18 protein-coding genes are annotated in these 16,493 nt (G+C 71.1%); 13 read left to right on the top strand and 5 right to left on the bottom strand.

Annotated features, from left to right (window positions below; all coding sequences use genetic code 11):
• Nucleotides 1-32 precede the first annotated feature (32 nt).
• A complete protein-coding gene (locus BCF44_RS37980; RefSeq protein WP_211353401.1) occupies nucleotides 33-647 on the top strand; it encodes a phosphotransferase in 615 nt (204 codons plus the stop codon).
• On the opposite strand, the gene BCF44_RS37985 is transcribed toward BCF44_RS37980, so the two are convergent.
• Nucleotides 634-1,215: a TetR family transcriptional regulator gene (locus tag BCF44_RS37985; protein ID WP_116179322.1), complete on the bottom strand. Its 582-nt coding sequence runs from the start codon at nucleotides 1,213-1,215 to the stop codon at nucleotides 634-636. The two genes, BCF44_RS37980 and BCF44_RS37985, sit on opposite strands and share 14 nt — an antisense overlap.
• Nucleotides 1,216-1,261: 46 nt before the next feature.
• Between BCF44_RS37985 and BCF44_RS37990 the strand changes: the two genes are divergently transcribed.
• From BCF44_RS37990 to BCF44_RS38000, 3 genes are read left to right on the top strand one after another with little or no spacing between them, the layout of a single operon-like run.
• Nucleotides 1,262-2,023, top strand: a complete 762-nt coding sequence (locus BCF44_RS37990) for a class I SAM-dependent methyltransferase (protein WP_116179323.1) — start codon at nucleotides 1,262-1,264, stop codon at nucleotides 2,021-2,023.
• 9 nt (nucleotides 2,024-2,032) lie between these two features.
• Nucleotides 2,033-2,620 (top strand): GNAT family N-acetyltransferase, encoded by a 588-nt coding sequence (locus BCF44_RS37995; RefSeq protein ID WP_116179324.1) that lies wholly within the window; start codon nucleotides 2,033-2,035, stop codon nucleotides 2,618-2,620.
• 9 nt (nucleotides 2,621-2,629) lie between these two features.
• Nucleotides 2,630-3,529 carry an LLM class flavin-dependent oxidoreductase gene (locus tag BCF44_RS38000; protein ID WP_116179325.1) on the top strand — a complete coding sequence of 300 codons (900 nt, stop codon included), beginning with the start codon at nucleotides 2,630-2,632 and terminating at the stop codon, nucleotides 3,527-3,529.
• 3 nt (nucleotides 3,530-3,532) lie between these two features.
• On the opposite strand, the gene BCF44_RS38005 is transcribed toward BCF44_RS38000, so the two are convergent.
• The 3 genes from BCF44_RS38005 to BCF44_RS38015 are packed head-to-tail and all read right to left on the bottom strand — an operon-like array spanning nucleotide 3,533 to nucleotide 5,831.
• Nucleotides 3,533-4,477 (bottom strand): ferredoxin--NADP reductase, encoded by a 945-nt coding sequence (locus tag BCF44_RS38005; protein WP_116179326.1) that lies wholly within the window; start codon nucleotides 4,475-4,477, stop codon nucleotides 3,533-3,535.
• Nucleotides 4,470-4,703 (bottom strand): hypothetical protein, encoded by a 234-nt coding sequence (locus BCF44_RS38010; protein WP_116179327.1) that lies wholly within the window; start codon nucleotides 4,701-4,703, stop codon nucleotides 4,470-4,472. Before BCF44_RS38010 ends, BCF44_RS38005 begins: the two co-directional genes overlap by 8 nt.
• A gap of 3 nt (nucleotides 4,704-4,706) precedes the next feature.
• The gene (locus tag BCF44_RS38015; protein WP_116179328.1) at nucleotides 4,707-5,831 is read right to left on the bottom strand and encodes a 3-ketosteroid-9-alpha-monooxygenase, oxygenase component; all 1,125 of its coding nucleotides are present in this window, start codon (nucleotides 5,829-5,831) and stop codon (nucleotides 4,707-4,709) included.
• 103 nt (nucleotides 5,832-5,934) lie between these two features.
• Here BCF44_RS38015 and hsaA point away from each other — a divergent pair, with 103 nt between their 5' ends.
• From hsaA to BCF44_RS38060, 9 genes are all read left to right on the top strand, one after another.
• Nucleotides 5,935-7,101 carry a 3-hydroxy-9,10-secoandrosta-1,3,5(10)-triene-9,17-dione monooxygenase oxygenase subunit gene (hsaA, locus tag BCF44_RS38020; protein ID WP_116179329.1) on the top strand — a complete coding sequence of 389 codons (1,167 nt, stop codon included), beginning with the start codon at nucleotides 5,935-5,937 and terminating at the stop codon, nucleotides 7,099-7,101.
• Nucleotides 7,098-7,928: a 4,5:9,10-diseco-3-hydroxy-5,9,17-trioxoandrosta-1(10),2-diene-4-oate hydrolase gene (hsaD, locus tag BCF44_RS38025; RefSeq protein WP_116179330.1), complete on the top strand. Its 831-nt coding sequence runs from the start codon at nucleotides 7,098-7,100 to the stop codon at nucleotides 7,926-7,928. The genes hsaA and hsaD overlap by 4 nt, the downstream gene beginning before the upstream one ends.
• A gap of 14 nt (nucleotides 7,929-7,942) precedes the next feature.
• On the top strand, nucleotides 7,943-8,842 hold the full coding sequence (gene hsaC / locus BCF44_RS38030; protein ID WP_116179331.1) for an iron-dependent extradiol dioxygenase HsaC: 900 nt from the start codon (nucleotides 7,943-7,945) through the stop codon (nucleotides 8,840-8,842).
• Entirely contained in the window at nucleotides 8,843-9,370 is a 528-nt protein-coding gene (hsaB, locus tag BCF44_RS38035) for a 3-hydroxy-9,10-secoandrosta-1,3,5(10)-triene-9,17-dione monooxygenase reductase subunit (protein WP_116179332.1), read from the top strand.
• 76 nt (nucleotides 9,371-9,446) lie between these two features.
• Complete coding sequence (locus BCF44_RS38040) at nucleotides 9,447-10,679, top strand: cytochrome P450 (protein WP_116179333.1); 1,233 nt, start codon at nucleotides 9,447-9,449, stop codon at nucleotides 10,677-10,679.
• A gap of 16 nt (nucleotides 10,680-10,695) precedes the next feature.
• Nucleotides 10,696-10,890, top strand: a complete 195-nt coding sequence (locus tag BCF44_RS38045; RefSeq protein WP_116179334.1) for a ferredoxin — start codon at nucleotides 10,696-10,698, stop codon at nucleotides 10,888-10,890.
• A 100-nt stretch (nucleotides 10,891-10,990) separates the two neighbouring features.
• On the top strand, nucleotides 10,991-13,807 hold the full coding sequence (locus tag BCF44_RS38050; RefSeq protein WP_170217961.1) for an AfsR/SARP family transcriptional regulator: 2,817 nt from the start codon (nucleotides 10,991-10,993) through the stop codon (nucleotides 13,805-13,807).
• Nucleotides 13,808-13,980: 173 nt separating this feature from the next.
• Nucleotides 13,981-14,715: a sugar phosphate isomerase/epimerase family protein gene (locus BCF44_RS38055; RefSeq protein WP_116179336.1), complete on the top strand. Its 735-nt coding sequence runs from the start codon at nucleotides 13,981-13,983 to the stop codon at nucleotides 14,713-14,715.
• Nucleotides 14,712-15,806 (top strand): Gfo/Idh/MocA family protein, encoded by a 1,095-nt coding sequence (locus tag BCF44_RS38060; RefSeq protein ID WP_246016037.1) that lies wholly within the window; start codon nucleotides 14,712-14,714, stop codon nucleotides 15,804-15,806. Before BCF44_RS38055 ends, BCF44_RS38060 begins: the two co-directional genes overlap by 4 nt.
• A 65-nt stretch (nucleotides 15,807-15,871) precedes the next feature.
• Here the strand turns inward: BCF44_RS38060 and BCF44_RS38065 are convergent, their stop codons facing one another.
• Complete coding sequence (locus BCF44_RS38065; protein ID WP_116179338.1) at nucleotides 15,872-16,471, bottom strand: TetR/AcrR family transcriptional regulator; 600 nt, start codon at nucleotides 16,469-16,471, stop codon at nucleotides 15,872-15,874.
• Nucleotides 16,472-16,493 lie beyond the last annotated feature (22 nt).

Here is a 16,493-nt window from a genome sequence, read left to right on the forward strand (position 1 = left end):
GCGGCGAGCTGCGACCCCATACCATCCACGTCGTGGAACTTCTTGCCTCGGGCCGCGAGGCCGATGTCTTCGACATCGGCGACAACCGGGTGCTGCGGCGCAGCCGCGACGACCGGGGCGTCGAACGGGAGGCGGAGGTGATGATTCGCCTGGCGGCGCAGGGCTTTCCGGTGCCGGCGGTGCACCATGCCGCCGGCCGTGACCTGGTCATGGAGCGCGTCGAGGGCCCGAGCATGCTCACCGCCCTGCTCACCGAAGACCTCGACGTCACCACCGCCGCCGAGATCATGACCACGCTGCACACACGCTTGCGCCAGGCCGACATCCTTCACCTGGACCTACACCCCGACAACGTCATCCTCAGCCCGAACGGCCCGGTCCTCATCGACTGGAGCAACTGCACCGAGGGGCCGCCCGGCCTGGACCCGGCGATCTCGGCGCTGATCCTCGCCCAGGTGTCGGTCGGCGGCACGGACCTGGCCGACCTCGCACACGACCTGCTGCGAGTCTTCGCGCCCAGGCTGGACATCACCACCGAGTTGCCGGCGGCGGTCAGACTCCGCGAGACGAACCCCTCGATGTCGGCGCAGGAGCTGGCGGATCTCGGCAAGGCGGCGGATCTGGTGCGCCGGCTCAGCGGTCGGTAGTCGCACCGGCCAGCACCGTACGGACCATCCGCCGCACGGCATCCTCCGACGGCGGCCCGGACTCGCGGTCGGCGAAGATCAGGTGCCCGGCGCCGATCAACGTCGGGGCCACGGTGTCGATGTCGGCGTCGGCGGCGAGCCGGCCGAGCTCGCGCTCGTCCCGCAAATACTGCCGGAGCAGCGCGCCGGCCTCGGAGGCGAGGGGAACACCCGGCCCGCGCACCGCCCGCAGCCGCCGCCGCAGGTCGTCACGGAAGGTGATCAGCGCGACGATCGACACGGCGACGGACGTGAACACCGCGCTCAGGAACTCGGTCAGGTTGTCGACGATCTCGCCGACACCGGGCTCCGGGCCGAGCGACGGCAGCCGCGCGATGCGGTCCAGCACGAGCTCGGTGAGAAACCCGTCGAAGTCGGGGAAGTGCCGGTGCAGCACCCCCTTCGCGACCCCGGCCTCGGTGGTCACGGCGCGGCTGGTCAGCGCGTGCGGCCCCTCGCGCAGCAGCACGCGCTCGGCGGCGTCGAACAGCTGCGCGCGAGCGTCCTGGATATGCACGCCGGTAGGCACGCACGGAACCCTATCCAAGTGGGCGAGTGCCCATTAGAGTGGGCGCATGCCCATTACGCCACGTTCGGTCGCGGAGTCGTTCGGCGTCGACCCGGTCCGCTACGACCGCAACCGCCCGCCCTACCCCGACGACCTGATCGCGCGGATCGCCCAGGGCAGCCCCGGCCCGAGGCTGCTGAACGTCGGTGCCGGCACGGGCATCGAGGCCCGGCAGTTCCAGGCCCTCGGCTGCACGGTCCTGGGCGTCGAGCCGGACGCCAGGATGGCCGAGTTCGCCCGCACCTCCGGCGTCGAGACGGAGGTCTCCAGGTTCGAGGACTGGAAACCGTGCGGCCGCCGCTTCGACGGGGTGGTCTCGGGCACCGCCTGGCACTGGGTGGATGCCGTCGCAGGCGCGCGGAAGGCCGCCGAGGTGCTCGAACCCGGTGGCCGGCTGGCGACGTTCTGGCACGTGTTCGACCTGCCGAAGCCGATCGCGCAGGCCTTCGCGACCGTCTACAAGCGAGCCGTCCCCGACGCGCCGTTCGACTTCGACACCGGCAAGACGATGCTGGAGCTCTACCAGCGGCAGTTCGACCTGACCGCGGACGCCATGCGACAGGCCGGCTTCGACGAGCCGGAGCAGTGGCGCTACGACTGGGAGTGCCACTACACCCGGGACGAATGGCTGGAGTTGTTGTCCACGCACGGCGGCATGACGGCGCTGTCCGACGACAGGCGCGCGGAGGTGCTGGCCGGCGTGGCGCCCGCGCTCGGCGACGGATTCACCCTGCCCTACGTGACGGTGGCGGTGACGGCCAAGCGCTAGCGTGGCCGCATGTCGACGGAAGTGCGGCCCGCGGACGCGAGCCGGTTCGAGGACGTGGCCGCGGTGCTGAACCCGGGCGGCAACGACCGTGCCTGCTGGTGCCTGTCCTACCGGCTCGCCGCCCGCGACAACGGCGCGTTGCTGGGCGAGCGCCGGGCGGACTGGGTGCGCGACCTCTGCGGCCACCAGCCGGCGCCGGGTGTGCTGGCGTACGTGGATGGCCAGGTGGCCGGCTGGTGCGGGGTGTCCCCGCGGGACCGGTACGCCCGGTTGGTGCGCTCGCGCACGATTCGGCAGCTGGACGACCGACCGGTGTGGAGCGTCGTCTGCTTCGTGGTCCGCCCGGGATACCGCCGCCGCGGCGTCACGCACGCCCTGCTCCGGGGCGCCGTCGAGTACGCGCGGGAGCAGGGCGCGCCGGCGATCGAGGGCTACCCGGTGGACCCCGGCGGCGAGCGGATCCAGCAGGCCGCGGCCTACGTCGGCACGACCTCGGTGTTCGAGGCGGCCGGCTTCCGCCGGGTCGAGCGCACGCAGGCGGTCTCGGACCGCCGGCCGCGCTGGCTGATGCGGCTGGACCTGAACGGCCCCGGCTAGAATCACCGCGTGCGGGTCGGTGTGTTCCTGCCGACCGTGGGTCGGGGCGGCAGTCCGGGCGATGTCGTCGCATATGCACGACACGCGGAGGAGCACGGCCTGGACGCGGTGTGGGCCGGCGATCAGATCGTGGTCGGCTCCGGCACCCCCATGCTGGACGCGATGATCGTGCTGACCACGGCCGCGGCGGTGACGACGAAGCTCCGCGTGGGCTTCGGCGTGCTGATCCTGCCGCTACGGCCGGTGGCGGCGGTGGCGAAGCAGGTCACGGCCCTCCAACAGCTCTCCGGCAACCGCGTGCTGCTGGGCGTGGGCTCGGGCGGCACCCCGCACGGCGTCTCCTCCTGGCAGGCGGTGGGCGTGCCGCAGGGCGACCGGGGCCGGTTGACGGACGCGGCGCTGGCGGTGCTGCCGGGCCTGGTCACGGGCAAGCCGACGAAGCTGACGCACCTGCCGGGCACGCCGACGATCACGCTGGCGCCGGGATCGCCGATGCCGCCGGTGATCGTGGGCGGCGCGGGCCGGGTGGCGATCCGGCGCACCCTCGAGTACGGCGACGCGTGGTTCCCGTCGATGGTGACGCCGACGTCGGTGGCGGCGGTGCGCACGATCCTGCACGAGGGAGCGGAGCAGCGCGGCCGCAAGGCCCCCGGCATCACCACCGGCGTGGTGGCCTCGCTCGGCGACGGCGCGCCGAGCCGCCAGGCGCTGGTTTCCAGCCTGGCCAACGGGTTCAAGATGCCGCTGGAGCAGGCGGAGTCGATCCCGATCACGGGGGTGGGACGGGAGGCGGCGGACCGGATGGCGGGCCATTTCGCGGCCGGCGCGGAGGAACTGGTGGTGAGCTTCGCCGGCGGCGACTGGTTCAAGCAGGTGGAGTTGCTGGCGGAGGCCAGGCGACACAGCTGAAGGTCAGTCCTCGTACGTGATCTCCACCTCGTCGGTCACGGGAAGCGCCTGGCAGGCCAGGGCGTACCCGTCGGCGAGGTCGTCGGAGTCCAGGACCTCGTTGTGCAGCAGCCGAACCTCGCCGCGCACCACCCGGCACGCGCAGGCGCTGCACTGACCCTGTCGGCACGAGTACGGCGCGTCCAAGCCGCTCTCCAGCAACACGTCGAGCAGCCGCCGATGCGACGGCCACGCCAAACGCTTGCGCTCGCCGTCCAGGGAAACCTCCACGGTGGAGGAATCGCCGGTGTCCTCGACAACCTCCTGTACGACGTCGAAACGCTCGACCCGCGCCGTCGGCAGCACCCCCAGCACGGCGTCCATGAACGGCCCGGGCCCGCACACCAGCGCCTCCCGCCGCGCGAACGGCGCAACCCAGGCCGCCAGCTGCGCCGCCGACGGAATGCCTTGCAGGCACTCCAGCCAATGCGTCACCTGCAACCGCTCCGGATGCTCGGCGGCCAACCGCCGCAGCTCGGCGGCGAAGATCACCGAGGCCGGATCGCGGTTGGCGTAGAACAGGACCACCCGCCCCGAGCCGCGGCACAGCACCGACTTGATGACGGACATCACCGGCGTGATCCCGCTGCCACCGGCGAACAGCACCAGGTCGTGGTCCAGAGAGGACGGTGTGAACATGCCGGCCGGCGGCCGGGCCTCCAGCACGGTCCCGGCGACCACCGACGAACAGATCCACCCGGAGCACTCACCGCCCGGCATCCGCTTCACGGTCACGGTGGGTTTCTCGCCGGTGTAAGGGGAACTGGACAGCGAGTAGCACCGCTCCAGCCCGTTCGGCAGCCGGAACGTGACGAACTGTCCCGGCTCGTAGCGGAAATCGGCGTCCAGCACCAGCGACACGGCGTCGGGAGTCTCCTCGATCACCTCCGCCACCCGGATCTCATTCATCGGCGGGCACCTCGATCGTCCCGTCCCGCACGGCCCGCTCGATGCTGTCGCGCAGCGCCGAGCAGCCGGCCACCAGCGGCCCGAGCCGCGGGCAGGCGGAGGTGTCGCTCTGCCACTGCACACTGGTGTGCTGGGGGCTGTTCTTCTTGACCAGCACCGTGGTGCCGCAGCCGTCGCACACGTGCGGCCGCAGCCCCTCGGTCAGGTACCGGGCGGACTCGCGCACGGCTCAGCCGCCGCGCCGGGCCAGGTTCTCGGCGACCTCGGCGTGCCACACCTCGTTGGCCCGCGTGGTGTCCACCTCGAACTCGAACCGCCGCACCATGTCGTCCTGGACGTCCTCGACGTCCACGTAGAACTGCTCGTACCAGCGCCGCAGCTGGTACACCGGCCCGTCCTCCTCGCACAGCAGAGGATTGTCGATCCGCGCCTTGTTCTTCCAGATCTCCACGTCCTGGAGGAAGCCGACGCCGGTGTTCTTGGCGAACCTGGCGGCGATCTTGTTGGCCGTGGCGTCGTCGATGCCCGGGAACTTCTTCACGATCGCGCCCCACTGGAGCACGAACGAGTTGGGCGTGACCGGGTAGTGGCAGTTGATCAGCACCGTCTCCACCGTGGTGCCGCGCACGTCGTTCCACAGGTAGTCGATCATGTACGACGGCCCGTAGTAGGAGGCCTCCGACCGCGTCGCCAGGTCGTCCGTGCCCGAGTAGGTCGAGCCGACGCTGACATCGGGCCGCGCCTTGGAGTTCAGGTACTGGCTGGCGGTGTGCCCGTCGAAGACGTTCTTGAAGTACGTGGGGAAGGCGAAGTGCACGTAGAAGAAGTGCGCCATGTCCACCACGTTGTCCACGATCTCGCGGCAGTTGGCGCCCTCGATCAGCACCGAGTCCCAGGTCCAGTCGCTCCACTCGTCCGAGAAGGCGCCCTCGATGCGGGGGATGGCCAGCTCGGGCGGCGGCGGGTTGCCCTGCGGGTCGTGCCAGACGAACAGCTGCTTGTTCTGCTGGCAGGTGGTCCAGGACCGGGTGCGGGCCCGCAGCGGCACCCGCTTGGCGTACGGGATCGACTTGCAGCGCCCGTCGCCGCCCCACCGCCAGTCGTGGAACGGGCAGGCGACCTCGTCGCCCTTGACCGTGCCCTGGGTGAGGTCCCCACCCATGTGCCGGCAGTAGGCGTCGAGCACGCTGAGCTCGCCGTCGGAGCCCTGGAACACCACCAGCTTGGTGCCGAACGCCTGCACCGCGTGCGGCTTGCCGTCGGCGAACTGCTCGACGAGCCCCAGGCAGTGCCAGCCCCGTGCGAACCGGGACGGCGGCGCGCCGGCCTCGATCGTGCGGACGTCGGTACCCATCACACCTCCAGAGGCGACTACTGGAACAGGTTATAGTTTTGCGGCGGCGGATGGCTACCGCCAGCGGTCGACACAAACGAGAACACGTTCTAGTCTAGGGCCCATGAGCGAGCAGGTGACCGCGGCGGTCCGAGAGGTCCTGCCGGCGCTGCGCGAGCGGGCCCAGGACGCCGAGGACCGCAGGCGGGTGCCGGACGAGTCGATCAAGGCGTTGCAGCTGGCGGGGGTGTTCAAGCTGCTCCAGCCGGCCCGCTACGGCGGGCTGGAGGCGGATCCGATCACCTTCTACGAGACGGTCCGGCTGATCGCCGGGGCGTGCGGCTCCACCGGCTGGGTCAGCTCGGTGGTGGGCATCCACCCCTGGCAGCTGGGCCTGTTCCCGGACGAGGCGCAGCGCGACGTCTGGGGCGACGACCCGGACGCCCGCATCTCCTCCTCGTACGCGCCGATGGGCCGGGCGAAGCTGGTCGAGGGCGGCTACGAGTTCTCCGGGCGCTGGAGCTTCTCCTCCGGCTGCGACCACGCCAGCTGGGTGTTCCTCGGCGGCATCGTCACCGACGGCGACGGCAAGCAGGTCGACTTCTGCACGTTCCTGTTGCCGCGCAAGGACTACGTCATCGAGGACGTCTGGGACACGGTCGGCCTGCGCGGCACCGGCAGCAACGACATCATCGTGGACGGCGCCTTCGTGCCCGAGCACCGCGCGCTGAGCTTCGCCGCCACGTCCAGGTGCGTGTGCCCGGGCCAGGAACTCAACACCGCGCCGCTGTACAAGCTGCCGTTCGCCTCCCTGTTCTCCTACGCCATCACCACGCCGATCATCGGCATGGCCACCGGCGCGTACGAGGCGCACGTCGAGCACATGTCGGCCCGGGTCAGGGCTTCCTACAAGGGCGAACGGTCCAATGAGGACCCGTTCGCCAAGGTCCGCATCGCCACCGCCGCCAGCGAGATCGACGCGGCCTGGTTGCAGCTCAAGAACAACATGACCGAGCTGATGGGCCACGCCAACCGCGGCGAGCGGATCCCGCTGCCGCTGCGGCTGCGGATCCGTCGCGACCAGGTGCGCGGCACCGGCCGGTCGATCGAGGCGATCGACCTGCTGTTCGAGAACTCCGGCGGCCGGGCGCTGCGCGTCGGCACGCCGATCCAGCGGTTCTGGCGCGACGCCCACGCCGGCCGCGTGCACGCCATCAACGACCCCGAGCGCGCACTCGCCATGTTCGGCAACGGCGAGTTCGGCATCCCGGTGCAGGACGCGATGCTATGACGTACACCGAAAAAGCCGCGATCAAGCTGCACTATCACGACGCCGGCGAGGGCAAACCGCTGGTGCTGCTGCACGGCGGCGGCCCCGGCGCGTCGGCCTGGAGCAACTTCGGCCGCAACGTCCCGGTGTTCGCCAAGCACTTCCGGGTGATCGCCCCCGACCAGCCCGGCTTCGGCCTGTCCGACAAGCCGACCGAGCACGGCCAGTACTTCACGCACAGCGCCGACGCGCTCAAGGCGCTGCTCGACGAACTCGACGTGGACAAGGCCGACCTGCTGGGGAATTCGCTCGGTGGCGGCACGGCGGTGCGGTTCGCGCTGAAGTATCCCGACCGGGCCGGCCGGCTCGTGCTGATGGCCCCGGGCGGCTTGGGGCTCAACGTGTTCGCGCCGGATCCGACCGAGGGCGTGAAGCGGCTCGGCGCGTTCGGCATGGCGCCGTCGAAGGAAGCGCTCAAGGCGTTCCTGCGCACGCTCGTGTTCGACCAGAAGCTGATCACCGACGAGCTGGTGGACGAGCGGTTCGAGGCGGCCAGCCAACCGGATTCGCTGAAGGCCATGGCGGCCATGGGCGCCTCCTTCTCGCGGCCGGACACCTTCGAGGAGGGCATGCTCTGGCGCGAGGCGCACCGCCTGCGCCAGCGGGTTCTCCTGGTCTGGGGTCGTGAGGACCGGGTCAACCCCCTGGACGGCGCGCTCGTGGCGCTGAAGGTCATCCGCCGGGCGCAGCTGCACGTGTTCGGCGGCTGCGGCCACTGGGCGCAGCTGGAGAAGTTCGACGAGTTCAACCGGCTCGCGATCGACTTCCTTCTTGAGGCGACTTCCTGAGCGAGGACTGACACATGGGCATCAGGTCCCTGGGGTATCTGCGGATCGAGGCGACGGACATCGCCGCGTGGCGGGAGTTCGGGCTGAAGGTGCTGGGCATGGTCGAGGGCAAGGGCAGCGACCCCGAGGCCCTCTACCTGCGGATGGACGACTTCCCGGCGCGGCTGGTGATCTTCCCCGGCGAGCGGGACCGGCTGGCCCAGGCCGGCTGGGAGGTGGCCAACGAGGGCGAGCTGGCCGGGGTCGCCGCGTCGCTCGACGCCGCCGGCGTCGCCGTGGAGAAGGCCAGCGACGCCGACCTCGCGGACCGCCGCGTCAACGGCCTGATCCGCTTCGAGGATCCGTCCGGCAACACGCTGGAGGTCTTCCACGGCGCGGCCCTGCAACACCGGCGCGTGGTCAGCCCGTACGGGCACACCTTCGTGACGGGAGAACAGGGTCTGGGGCACGTGGTGCTGAGCACCCGTGACGACGAGGAGGCGCTGCGCTTCTACCGGGACGTGCTGGGCTTCAAGCTGCGGGACTCGATGCGCCTGCCGCCGCAGCTGGTCGGCCGCCCGGCCGACGGCGCGCCGGCGTGGCTGCGGTTCTTCGGCTGCAACCCCCGCCACCACAGCCTGGCGTTCCTGCCCATGCCCACGCCGAGCGGCATCGTGCACCTGATGATCGAGGTCGGCAACGCCGACGACGTGGGCCTGGCGATGGACCGGGCGGCGCGGCGCAAGGTGCCGATGTCGGCGACGCTGGGCCGGCACGTCAACGACCTGATGCTGAGCTTCTACATGAAGACCCCCGGCGGCTTCGACGTCGAGTTCGGCACCGAGGGCCGGCAGGTGGAGGACGAGAGCTGGATCGCCCGGGAGAGCACGGCGGTCAGCCTGTGGGGGCACGACTTCACGGTCGGCAACCGGTAGATGGACCGCTTCCGGCACGTCCTCGGCCACTTCTGCACCGGTGTGACGGTTGTCACGACCGTCGCCGACGGCGTGCCGGTGGGCTTCGCCTGCCAGTCGTTCGCGGCGCTGTCGCTGGACCCGCCGCTGGTGCTGTTCTGCCCCGACCAGCGCTCCGGAACCTGGCCCGCCATCAGGGAATCCGGCCTGTTCTGCGTGAACGTGCTGGCCGAGGACCAGCGCGAGGTGTCGAAGCTGTTCGGCACGCGCGGCGCGGACCGGTTCAGCGGCACCGGCTGGCGGCCGTCGCCGGCCGGCTGTCCGGTGCTCGACGGCGTGCTGACCTGGATCGACTGCAAGGTCGAGGACGTGCACGACGCCGGCGACCACCACGTGGTCGTCGGCCGGGTGACCGAGCTCGGCGAGTGCCGGGACGGTCAGCCGCTGCTGTTCTACCGGGGCGCGTACGCGGCCACCGACACCCGCTATCCCGTGGACGGCGAACTGGACAATCTTCTCACCTGGTCACGGAGCGCCGACTGGCTGTGACGATTTATGTGGACGATTTTCCTCCGCTTCGGGTACGTTGGTTGTAGCAGGCAACCGTACCTGGGGAGTGGTCCACATGACCGACATGCTTGACACCGACCTGCCGTCCTTCCCGATGGCACGCGAGTGCCCGATGCACCCGCCGGCCGAGTACAAGGAGATCCGCCAGGAGGCGCCGGTCAGCCGGGTCCGGATGCCCGACGGGCAGCTTGCGTGGCTGGTCACCGGGCACGAGCTGAGCCGTCAGGTGCTGGCCGACCCGCGGATGAGCTCCGACCGCACGCATCCGGCGTTCCCGCTGGCGCTGACCACCGAGCAGCGCAAGGCGTTCCAGCAGAACAGCCGCCTCAGCATCCGCCGGTCCATGATCGGCCTGGACGCGCCCGAGCACGGCCCCCACCGCAAGATGCTGATCAGCGAGTTCTCCGTGCGCCGGATCGCCGCGCTGCGCCCCCGCGTCCAGGAGATCGTCGACCGGTGCGTGGACGACCTGCTGGCCGCGCCCCAGCCGGCCGACCTGGTGGAGCACGTGTCGCTGGCCGTGCCCTCGCTGGTGATCTGCGAGCTGCTGGGCGTGCCCTACGAGCAGCGGCACGGCTTCCACGAGTGGACGCGCAAGCTGATCAGCCGCAGGACCGCGCCGGAGGAGCGCCGGGCGTCCGCCGACAAGCTCAACGACTTCCTGGAGGCCCTGGTCACCGAGAAGGAGCAGGGCGAGCCCACCGACGACGTGATCGGCCGGCTCATCGCGCGCAACCGGGAGAACCCGGTGATGACGCACGACGAGATCGTCGGCACCGCGATCCTGCTGCTGATCGCCGGCCACGAGACCACCGCGAACATGATCTCGCTGGGCACGGTGGCGCTGCTGGAGAACCCGGGGCAGAAGGCGCAGGTGGTGGCCGACCCGTCGCTGCTGCCGGCGGCGATCGAGGAGATGCTGCGCTACTTCAGCATCGTGGAGAGCGCGACCTCCCGGGTGGCCACCGACGACATCGAGGTCGGCGGCGTGACCATCCGCAAGGACGAGGGCGTCATCATCTCCGGGCTGGCCGCCGACTGGGACGACAGCGTCTTCGAGAACCCGGACCAGCTGGACTTCCACCGCGGCGCGCGGCACCACGTGGCCTTCGGCTACGGCATCCACCAGTGCCTCGGCCAGAACCTGGCCCGGATGGAACTGGAGATCGTCTTCGAGACGTTGTTCCGGAAGGCGCCGAACCTGCGCCTGGCCGTGCCGGCGGCGGACCTGCCGTACAAGGACGACGCCAGCATCTACGGTATCTACTCGGTGCCGGTGAATTTCTGAGGGAAGGCAACACACCATGCACATCACCGCGGACAGGGATCGGTGCGTCGGCGCCGGCCAGTGCGTGCTGGCCGCGCCCGCCGTCTTCGACCAGGACGACGACGGCCTCGTCGCGCCGATGACCTTCGACCCGGCCGAGGGCGAGCAGGACAACGTCCGCCAGGCGGTCAACGTGTGCCCCTCGTCGGCCATCTGGATCGACAAGGAGTGAGGTTTTCTGTCGGCCGGCCGGGCTAAATCACCGTTCCGTGTGGTGAATACACCCGGCTGGCCGATGGAGCACCCGCCGTCCGGCGTCGATGCGTGCCTTCGTGTCCACGCTGGAAGACATCAGAGTGCGGGTGCTCGGCCCCGTCGAGATCAGCGGCCCGCTCGGGCCGGTGGCACTGCGGGGCAGGGGGCACCGGACCCTGTTGGCGCGGCTGGCGGTGCGCCCCGGCCAGCCCGTCGCGTCGTCCGCGTTGATCGACGCGCTGTGGGACGAGGCGCCGCCGACCGCGCCCAAGACGCTGCGCAGCCATGTCGCGCACATGCGCCGCGACCTGCGCTCCGCCAACGTGTTGAACATGATCGTCACCCGGGATCCCGGGTATCTGCTGCGCACCCCGCCGTTCTCGGTGGACGTCGTGCGCTTCGAGTCGCTGGCCCGGCGCGGGCACCAGGCCCTGGCCAGCGGCGATCCCCGCGCCGCCGCCGACCAACTGCACGCCGCGCTGTCGCTGTGGCGTGGCGACGCCCTCGACGACTGCCGGCAGGGGCAGTGGGTGCGGCAGGAGTGCGCCCGGCTGGGGGACGCCCGATTGGACGCCCAGGAGGACCTGATCGGCGCCGAGTTGGCGCTGGGGCGGCACGGCGAGGTGCTGGGGGAGCTGTCCGGGCTGGTCGCCACGCATCCGTTTCGGGAGCGCCTGTGGGAACTGCTGATGCTGGCGCTGTACCGGTCCGGGCGGCAGGCCGAGGCGCTGGCGACCTTTCGCCGTGCCCGGTCGACGCTGGTGGAGCAGCTGGGGGTGGAGCCGGGGACGCGGTTACGACGGCTGGAAACCGCCATCCTCGCCGAGGAGCCGGTGGACGAGCCGCCGGTGTCGTTGCACGCCGTCGCCACCGGGCTGCCGGCCGAGCTGACCAGTTTCGTCGACCGTGAGGAGGAGTTGGCCAAGCTCGGCGGGATGTTCGCCGGTGGACGGCTGGTGACGCTGGCCGGCACCGGAGGCGTCGGCAAGAGCCGGCTCGCGTTGCGGTGTGCGGGGCAGCTGTCGGCGACGACGCAGGGCGGGGTGCGGCTGGTGGAGCTGGCCGGGCTCAACGACCGGGCGCTGGTGCCGCACGCCGTCGCCGAGGCGCTGGGCGTGCGGGACCAGTCCGGCCGGTCCCCTGTGGACGTTCTGGTCGACGTGCTGCGGGACCAGGACATGTTGGTGGTGCTGGACAACTGCGAGCACCTGTTGGACGCCTGCGCCGACTTCGTCAGCGTGCTGCTGAAGGGCTGCCCGCGGCTGCTGGTGCTCGTGACGAGCCGGCAGCCGCTGGGCGTCGAGGGGGAGCAGGTGCTGATCGTGCCGCCGATGCCGGTCGAGCACGCCGCGATGCGGCTGTTCGCCGAGCGGGCGCGGGCCGTCGTCGCCGATTTCGAGGTGACGCCGGAGAACGTGCGCACGGTGGCGGATCTGTGCCAGCGGCTGGACGGGATCCCGCTGGCGATCGAGCTTGCCACGCTGGTGTTGCGGACGTTGTCGCCGGAGCAGATTCTGTCCCGTTTGGACGATCGCTTCGCGTTGCTGAGCGGGGCCCGGCGCGGTGTGATGGCCCGGCACCAGACGATGCGGGCCGCCGTGGAGTGGAGCTTCGAGCTGTGCACGCCAGCGGAACGGGCGTTGTGGAGCCGGTTGTCGGTGTTCGCCGGCAGCTTCGACCTGGAGGCCGCCGAGCACGTCTGCGGCGGCGAGGATGTGCTGTCACTGGTGGCCCGGCTGGTGGACAAGTCGGTGCTGTCGACGCAGCAGGTCGGCGGGATCGTGCGGTACCGGCTGCTGGAGACGTTGCGGCAGTTCGGTTCCGACCAGCTGATCGCCGCCGGCGCGCTGGACGGGTTGCGGCGCAGGCATCTGGCGTGGTTCGAGCGGGTGGCGTCGTGGGGCGAGCGGGAGTGGTTCGGGCCGAACCAGGCGCTGGTGTTCTCCCGCATCCACGGCGATCGCGCGAATTTCCGTGCGGCGCTGGAGTTCTGCCTGAAATCGGATGTCCCCGCCGGCCTCCGGCTGGCGGGGACGCTGTGGTACTACTGGGTCGGCTGCGGGGTGTTCGCCGAGGGACGCCGGTGGCTGGATGCGTTGCTGCGTAAGGGTTACCTTGGTATTGAGCGGAACAAGGCGCTGTGGGTCAACGGATACGTGGCGACCTTACAGGGAGACACCGCCGCCGCGTTGAAGATGCTCGACGAGTGCCGGTCGCAGTCGGTGGATGTGGTGGCCCTGGCGTACGCGACGTACGTGCGGGGCGCAGCCGCCGTCTTCGACGACGAGCTGGCGACCGGGTCGGAACTGCTGGCCGAGGCGAACAAGTCGTTGACCGGGCTCGGCGAGTTGAACAGCAACGTCGTCATGACCAAGGTCGGGCTGGCGATCACCGTCGCCTTCGCCGGCGACCTGCCGGCCGCGGTGGCGCTGGCGCAGGAGGCTCATGCCGTCAGCGAGCAGCACGGGGAGCAGTGGGCGCTGGCCTACGCCCACTACGTGCTGGCGTTCGCCGCGTGCCTCGAGGGCGCCCTGGGGCAGGCCGTCGCCCACGCCAAGAAGTGCCTCGCCGTCAAGCAGACCTTCAACGACCTGCTGGGAATCGCCTTGAGCGTGGAGCTGCTGGCGCTGCTGGCCGCGTTGTCCGGCGAGGCCGAACGCGCCGCCCGGCTCCTCGGCGCCGTCGCCGGCATCTGGCCCCGTGTCGGCGTTCCCCTGTTCGGGTCCCGCAACTTCGCCGCCCCCCACGAGCAGTGCGAGCAACTCGCCCGCTCCGCCCTCGGCGACCACGGCTACCTCCAGGCCCACACCGCCGGCGCCCGCCTCACCATCGACCAGGCCGTCACCATGGCCCTCCACCCCCGCGAGTCGCGCCCCCAGACACCCCGAATGTGACTCTCAGGCACTCCCGATGCAGGGAAGGGGACTTTCCCCGCGTTCAACGCGGGGAAAGTCCCCTTCCCTGCATTTCCCGGCGAGCGTGGAAGCGGTTCCAGAAAGCTCTGGCGCAGATTTCTACCACCTGGTAGAAATCTGAGGTGACGGGCGTCACCAAGTGAGGAGCTGGGATGAGCGAGCTTTCCGTGCAGCTGTACTCGGTCCGTGACAAGTTCGCCGAGGACCCGGCCGCCGTGCTGCGGCGGCTGGCGGAGATCGGCTTCCGGCACGTCGAGCCGTACGGCGTGCTCCAGAACGTCGAGACCCTGCGCACCGGCCTGCCCGACAACGGCCTGACCGCGCCCACCGCGCACGCCCAGCTGATCGGCGCGGACCAGCACGCGGTCTTCGCCGCCGCGGCCGAGCTGGGCATCGAGGTGGTGATCGACCCGTTCGTCGGCACGGAGCGGTGGCAGGACCGCGGCGACATCGGCGCGACCGCGGACGCCCTCAACGGCGCGGCGAAGCTCGCCGCCGAGCACGGTGTGCGCGTCGGCTACCACAACCACTGGTGGGAGTTGCAGTCCCGGCTCGACGGCCGCAGCGCCTTCGAGGTGTTCGCCGACCAGCTCGACCCGGCCCTGGTGCTGGAGGTCGACACGTACTGGGCGACGGCGGGCGGTGAGAACGCGCCGGATCTGTTGCGGCGGCTGGGGGAGCGGGTGCGCGCGATCCACGTGAAGGACGGCGGCCTGAACACCGACGCCACCGGCCAGGTGCCGGCCGGGCAGGGGCAGGTGCCGGTGGCGGAGGTGCTCGCCGCCGCGCCGCAGGCGCTGCGGGTGGTCGAGTTCGACGCGTACGACGGCGACATCTACGAAGGCATCGCCGCGAGCCGCGCCTTCGTGCTGGGGCTGGAGCCGTGACGGGCCCGATGGGCGTCGGCGTGATCGGCGCCGGCGTCATCAGCGAGACGTACCTGACCAACCTCACCAGCTTCCCCGACCTGCGGGTGCTGTCCGTCGCCGACCTCGACACGGCCCGCGCCGCCGAGCGGGCGGCGAAGTACGGCGTGCCGCATTCCGGCACGGTGGCAGAGCTGCTCGCCGACCCCGCGATCGAGCTGGTCGTGAACCTGACGGTGCCGTCGGCGCACGTCGACGTGGGCCTGGCGGCGCTGGAGTCGGGCAAGCACGTGTGGGCGGAGAAGCCGCTGGCGCTGGACCGGCAGACCGGCCGCAAGCTGCTCGACCGGGCCCGTGAGCGGGGCCTGCGGGTGGCCAGCGCTCCGGACACGGTGCTCGGCGCCGGCTTGCAGACCGCGCGCCGGGCCGTCGACGCCGGTCGGATCGGCACGCCGATGTCGGGGATCGCGCTGTTCCAGGTGCCGGGGCCGGAGCGCTGGCACCCGTCGCCGGAATTCCTGTTCCAGCTGGGCGCCGGGCCGGTGCTGGACCTCGGGCCGTACTACCTGACGGCACTGGTCCAGCTGTTCGGGCCGATCCGCCGGGTCACCGCCGCCGGCGGCCGGGCCCGGGACCGGCGGGTGATCGCCACCGGGCCCAAGGCCGGCACGGAGTTCGCGGTGGAGGTGCCGACCAACGTCAGCGCGCTCGTCGAGTTCGACCGCGGCGGCGTGGCGCAGGTGGTGCTCAGCTTCGACTCCAAGCTGGACCGCCAGGGCTTCCTGGAGATCACCGGCACCGACGGCACGGCCGTGCTGCCCGACCCGAACAAGTTCACCGGCGACACCGTGCTGCACCTCGACGACGGGGTGGAAACCCTTGCCGCGCAGGGGCATCCGGCCGAGCGGGGCACCGGCGCGCTGGAACTGGCCCGGTCCGTGCGGGCCGGCGTCCCGGAACGGGCGTCGGGGGAGCTCGCGTACCACGTGCTCGACGCCATGCTGGCCATCGAGGAGTCCGTCGCCCTCGGCCACCCGGTGGAGGTCGCCAGCACCATCGACGTCCCGCCGGCCCTGCCGGCCGGCTGGGACCCGCACGCCGCCACCCTGTGACCCCGTCCGATGCAGGGAAGGACGCCTTACCTGCGCTCAATGCGGGTAAGGCGTCCTTCCCTGCGTCAGAGGGGGACAGTGAGCAGGGCCTGGAGGTAGAAGCGGAGGGAGCCGACCAGGTCGACGGCGTCGGGGGTGGTCAGCCACTGCACCTGGAGGCCGTCCATCAGCGCGATGAACGTGATGGTGGCCTGCTCGGGGTCGACGCCGGCGCGCAGCTCGCCGCTCTCGGCCAGCACCCGGAACGAGTCCCGGACGCCGACCCGCGCCTCGTCGTAGTGACGCTTGAAGTACTCGTGCGCGGGGTGGTCCGGCGCGACGGCCTCGGCGGCCAGCCGCGCGTAGAGGTCCACGATGCCCGGGTGGCGGACGTTGTGCGAGGCCAGCGCGAGGTAGTGGCGCAGCACCTCCAGCCCGGGCGGCGAGTCCAGCTGCTCGCGTTCGGCGTCCTCGGCGTCGCGCCGCTCCAGCACGGCGGCGAGCAGCGCCTCCTTGGTGGGGAAGTAGTACAGCAACCCCGCGTGCGACATGCCGACCCGTTTGGCGATCTCCCGCAGGGACGCCCCGTGGTAGCCGACCTCGCCGTAGACCACGGCCGCCGCGGAGATGATGTCCTCCCGGCGGATCCGGCCCTTCAGGTAGCCCCCGGTGTCGACGGCGCGCATTCGACCATCATGCCGCAGCGGC

Source organism: Kutzneria buriramensis, assembly GCF_003387475.1.
Lineage (GTDB): Bacteria > Actinomycetota > Actinomycetes > Mycobacteriales > Pseudonocardiaceae > Kutzneria > Kutzneria buriramensis.

Excerpts from the sequence above, each read along its gene's own strand:
- hsaA (WP_116179329.1), top strand. The coding sequence starts at position 5,935 with ATGAGCGAGCAGGTGACCGCGGCGGTCCGAGAGGTCCTGCCGGCGCTG.
- BCF44_RS37995 (WP_116179324.1), top strand. The coding sequence starts at position 2,033 with ATGTCGACGGAAGTGCGGCCCGCGGACGCGAGCCGGTTCGAGGACGTG.
- BCF44_RS38055 (WP_116179336.1), top strand. The coding sequence starts at position 13,981 with ATGAGCGAGCTTTCCGTGCAGCTGTACTCGGTCCGTGACAAGTTCGCC.
- BCF44_RS38015 (WP_116179328.1), bottom strand. The coding sequence starts at position 5,831 with ATGGGTACCGACGTCCGCACGATCGAGGCCGGCGCGCCGCCGTCCCGG.
- BCF44_RS38045 (WP_116179334.1), top strand. The coding sequence starts at position 10,696 with ATGCACATCACCGCGGACAGGGATCGGTGCGTCGGCGCCGGCCAGTGC.
- hsaC (WP_116179331.1), top strand. The coding sequence starts at position 7,943 with ATGGGCATCAGGTCCCTGGGGTATCTGCGGATCGAGGCGACGGACATC.
- BCF44_RS38065 (WP_116179338.1), bottom strand. The coding sequence starts at position 16,471 with ATGCGCGCCGTCGACACCGGGGGCTACCTGAAGGGCCGGATCCGCCGG.
- BCF44_RS38040 (WP_116179333.1), top strand. The coding sequence starts at position 9,447 with ATGACCGACATGCTTGACACCGACCTGCCGTCCTTCCCGATGGCACGC.
- hsaB (WP_116179332.1), top strand. The coding sequence starts at position 8,843 with ATGGACCGCTTCCGGCACGTCCTCGGCCACTTCTGCACCGGTGTGACG.
- BCF44_RS38005 (WP_116179326.1), bottom strand. The coding sequence starts at position 4,477 with ATGAATGAGATCCGGGTGGCGGAGGTGATCGAGGAGACTCCCGACGCC.
- hsaD (WP_116179330.1), top strand. The coding sequence starts at position 7,098 with ATGACGTACACCGAAAAAGCCGCGATCAAGCTGCACTATCACGACGCC.
- BCF44_RS37990 (WP_116179323.1), top strand. The coding sequence starts at position 1,262 with ATGCCCATTACGCCACGTTCGGTCGCGGAGTCGTTCGGCGTCGACCCG.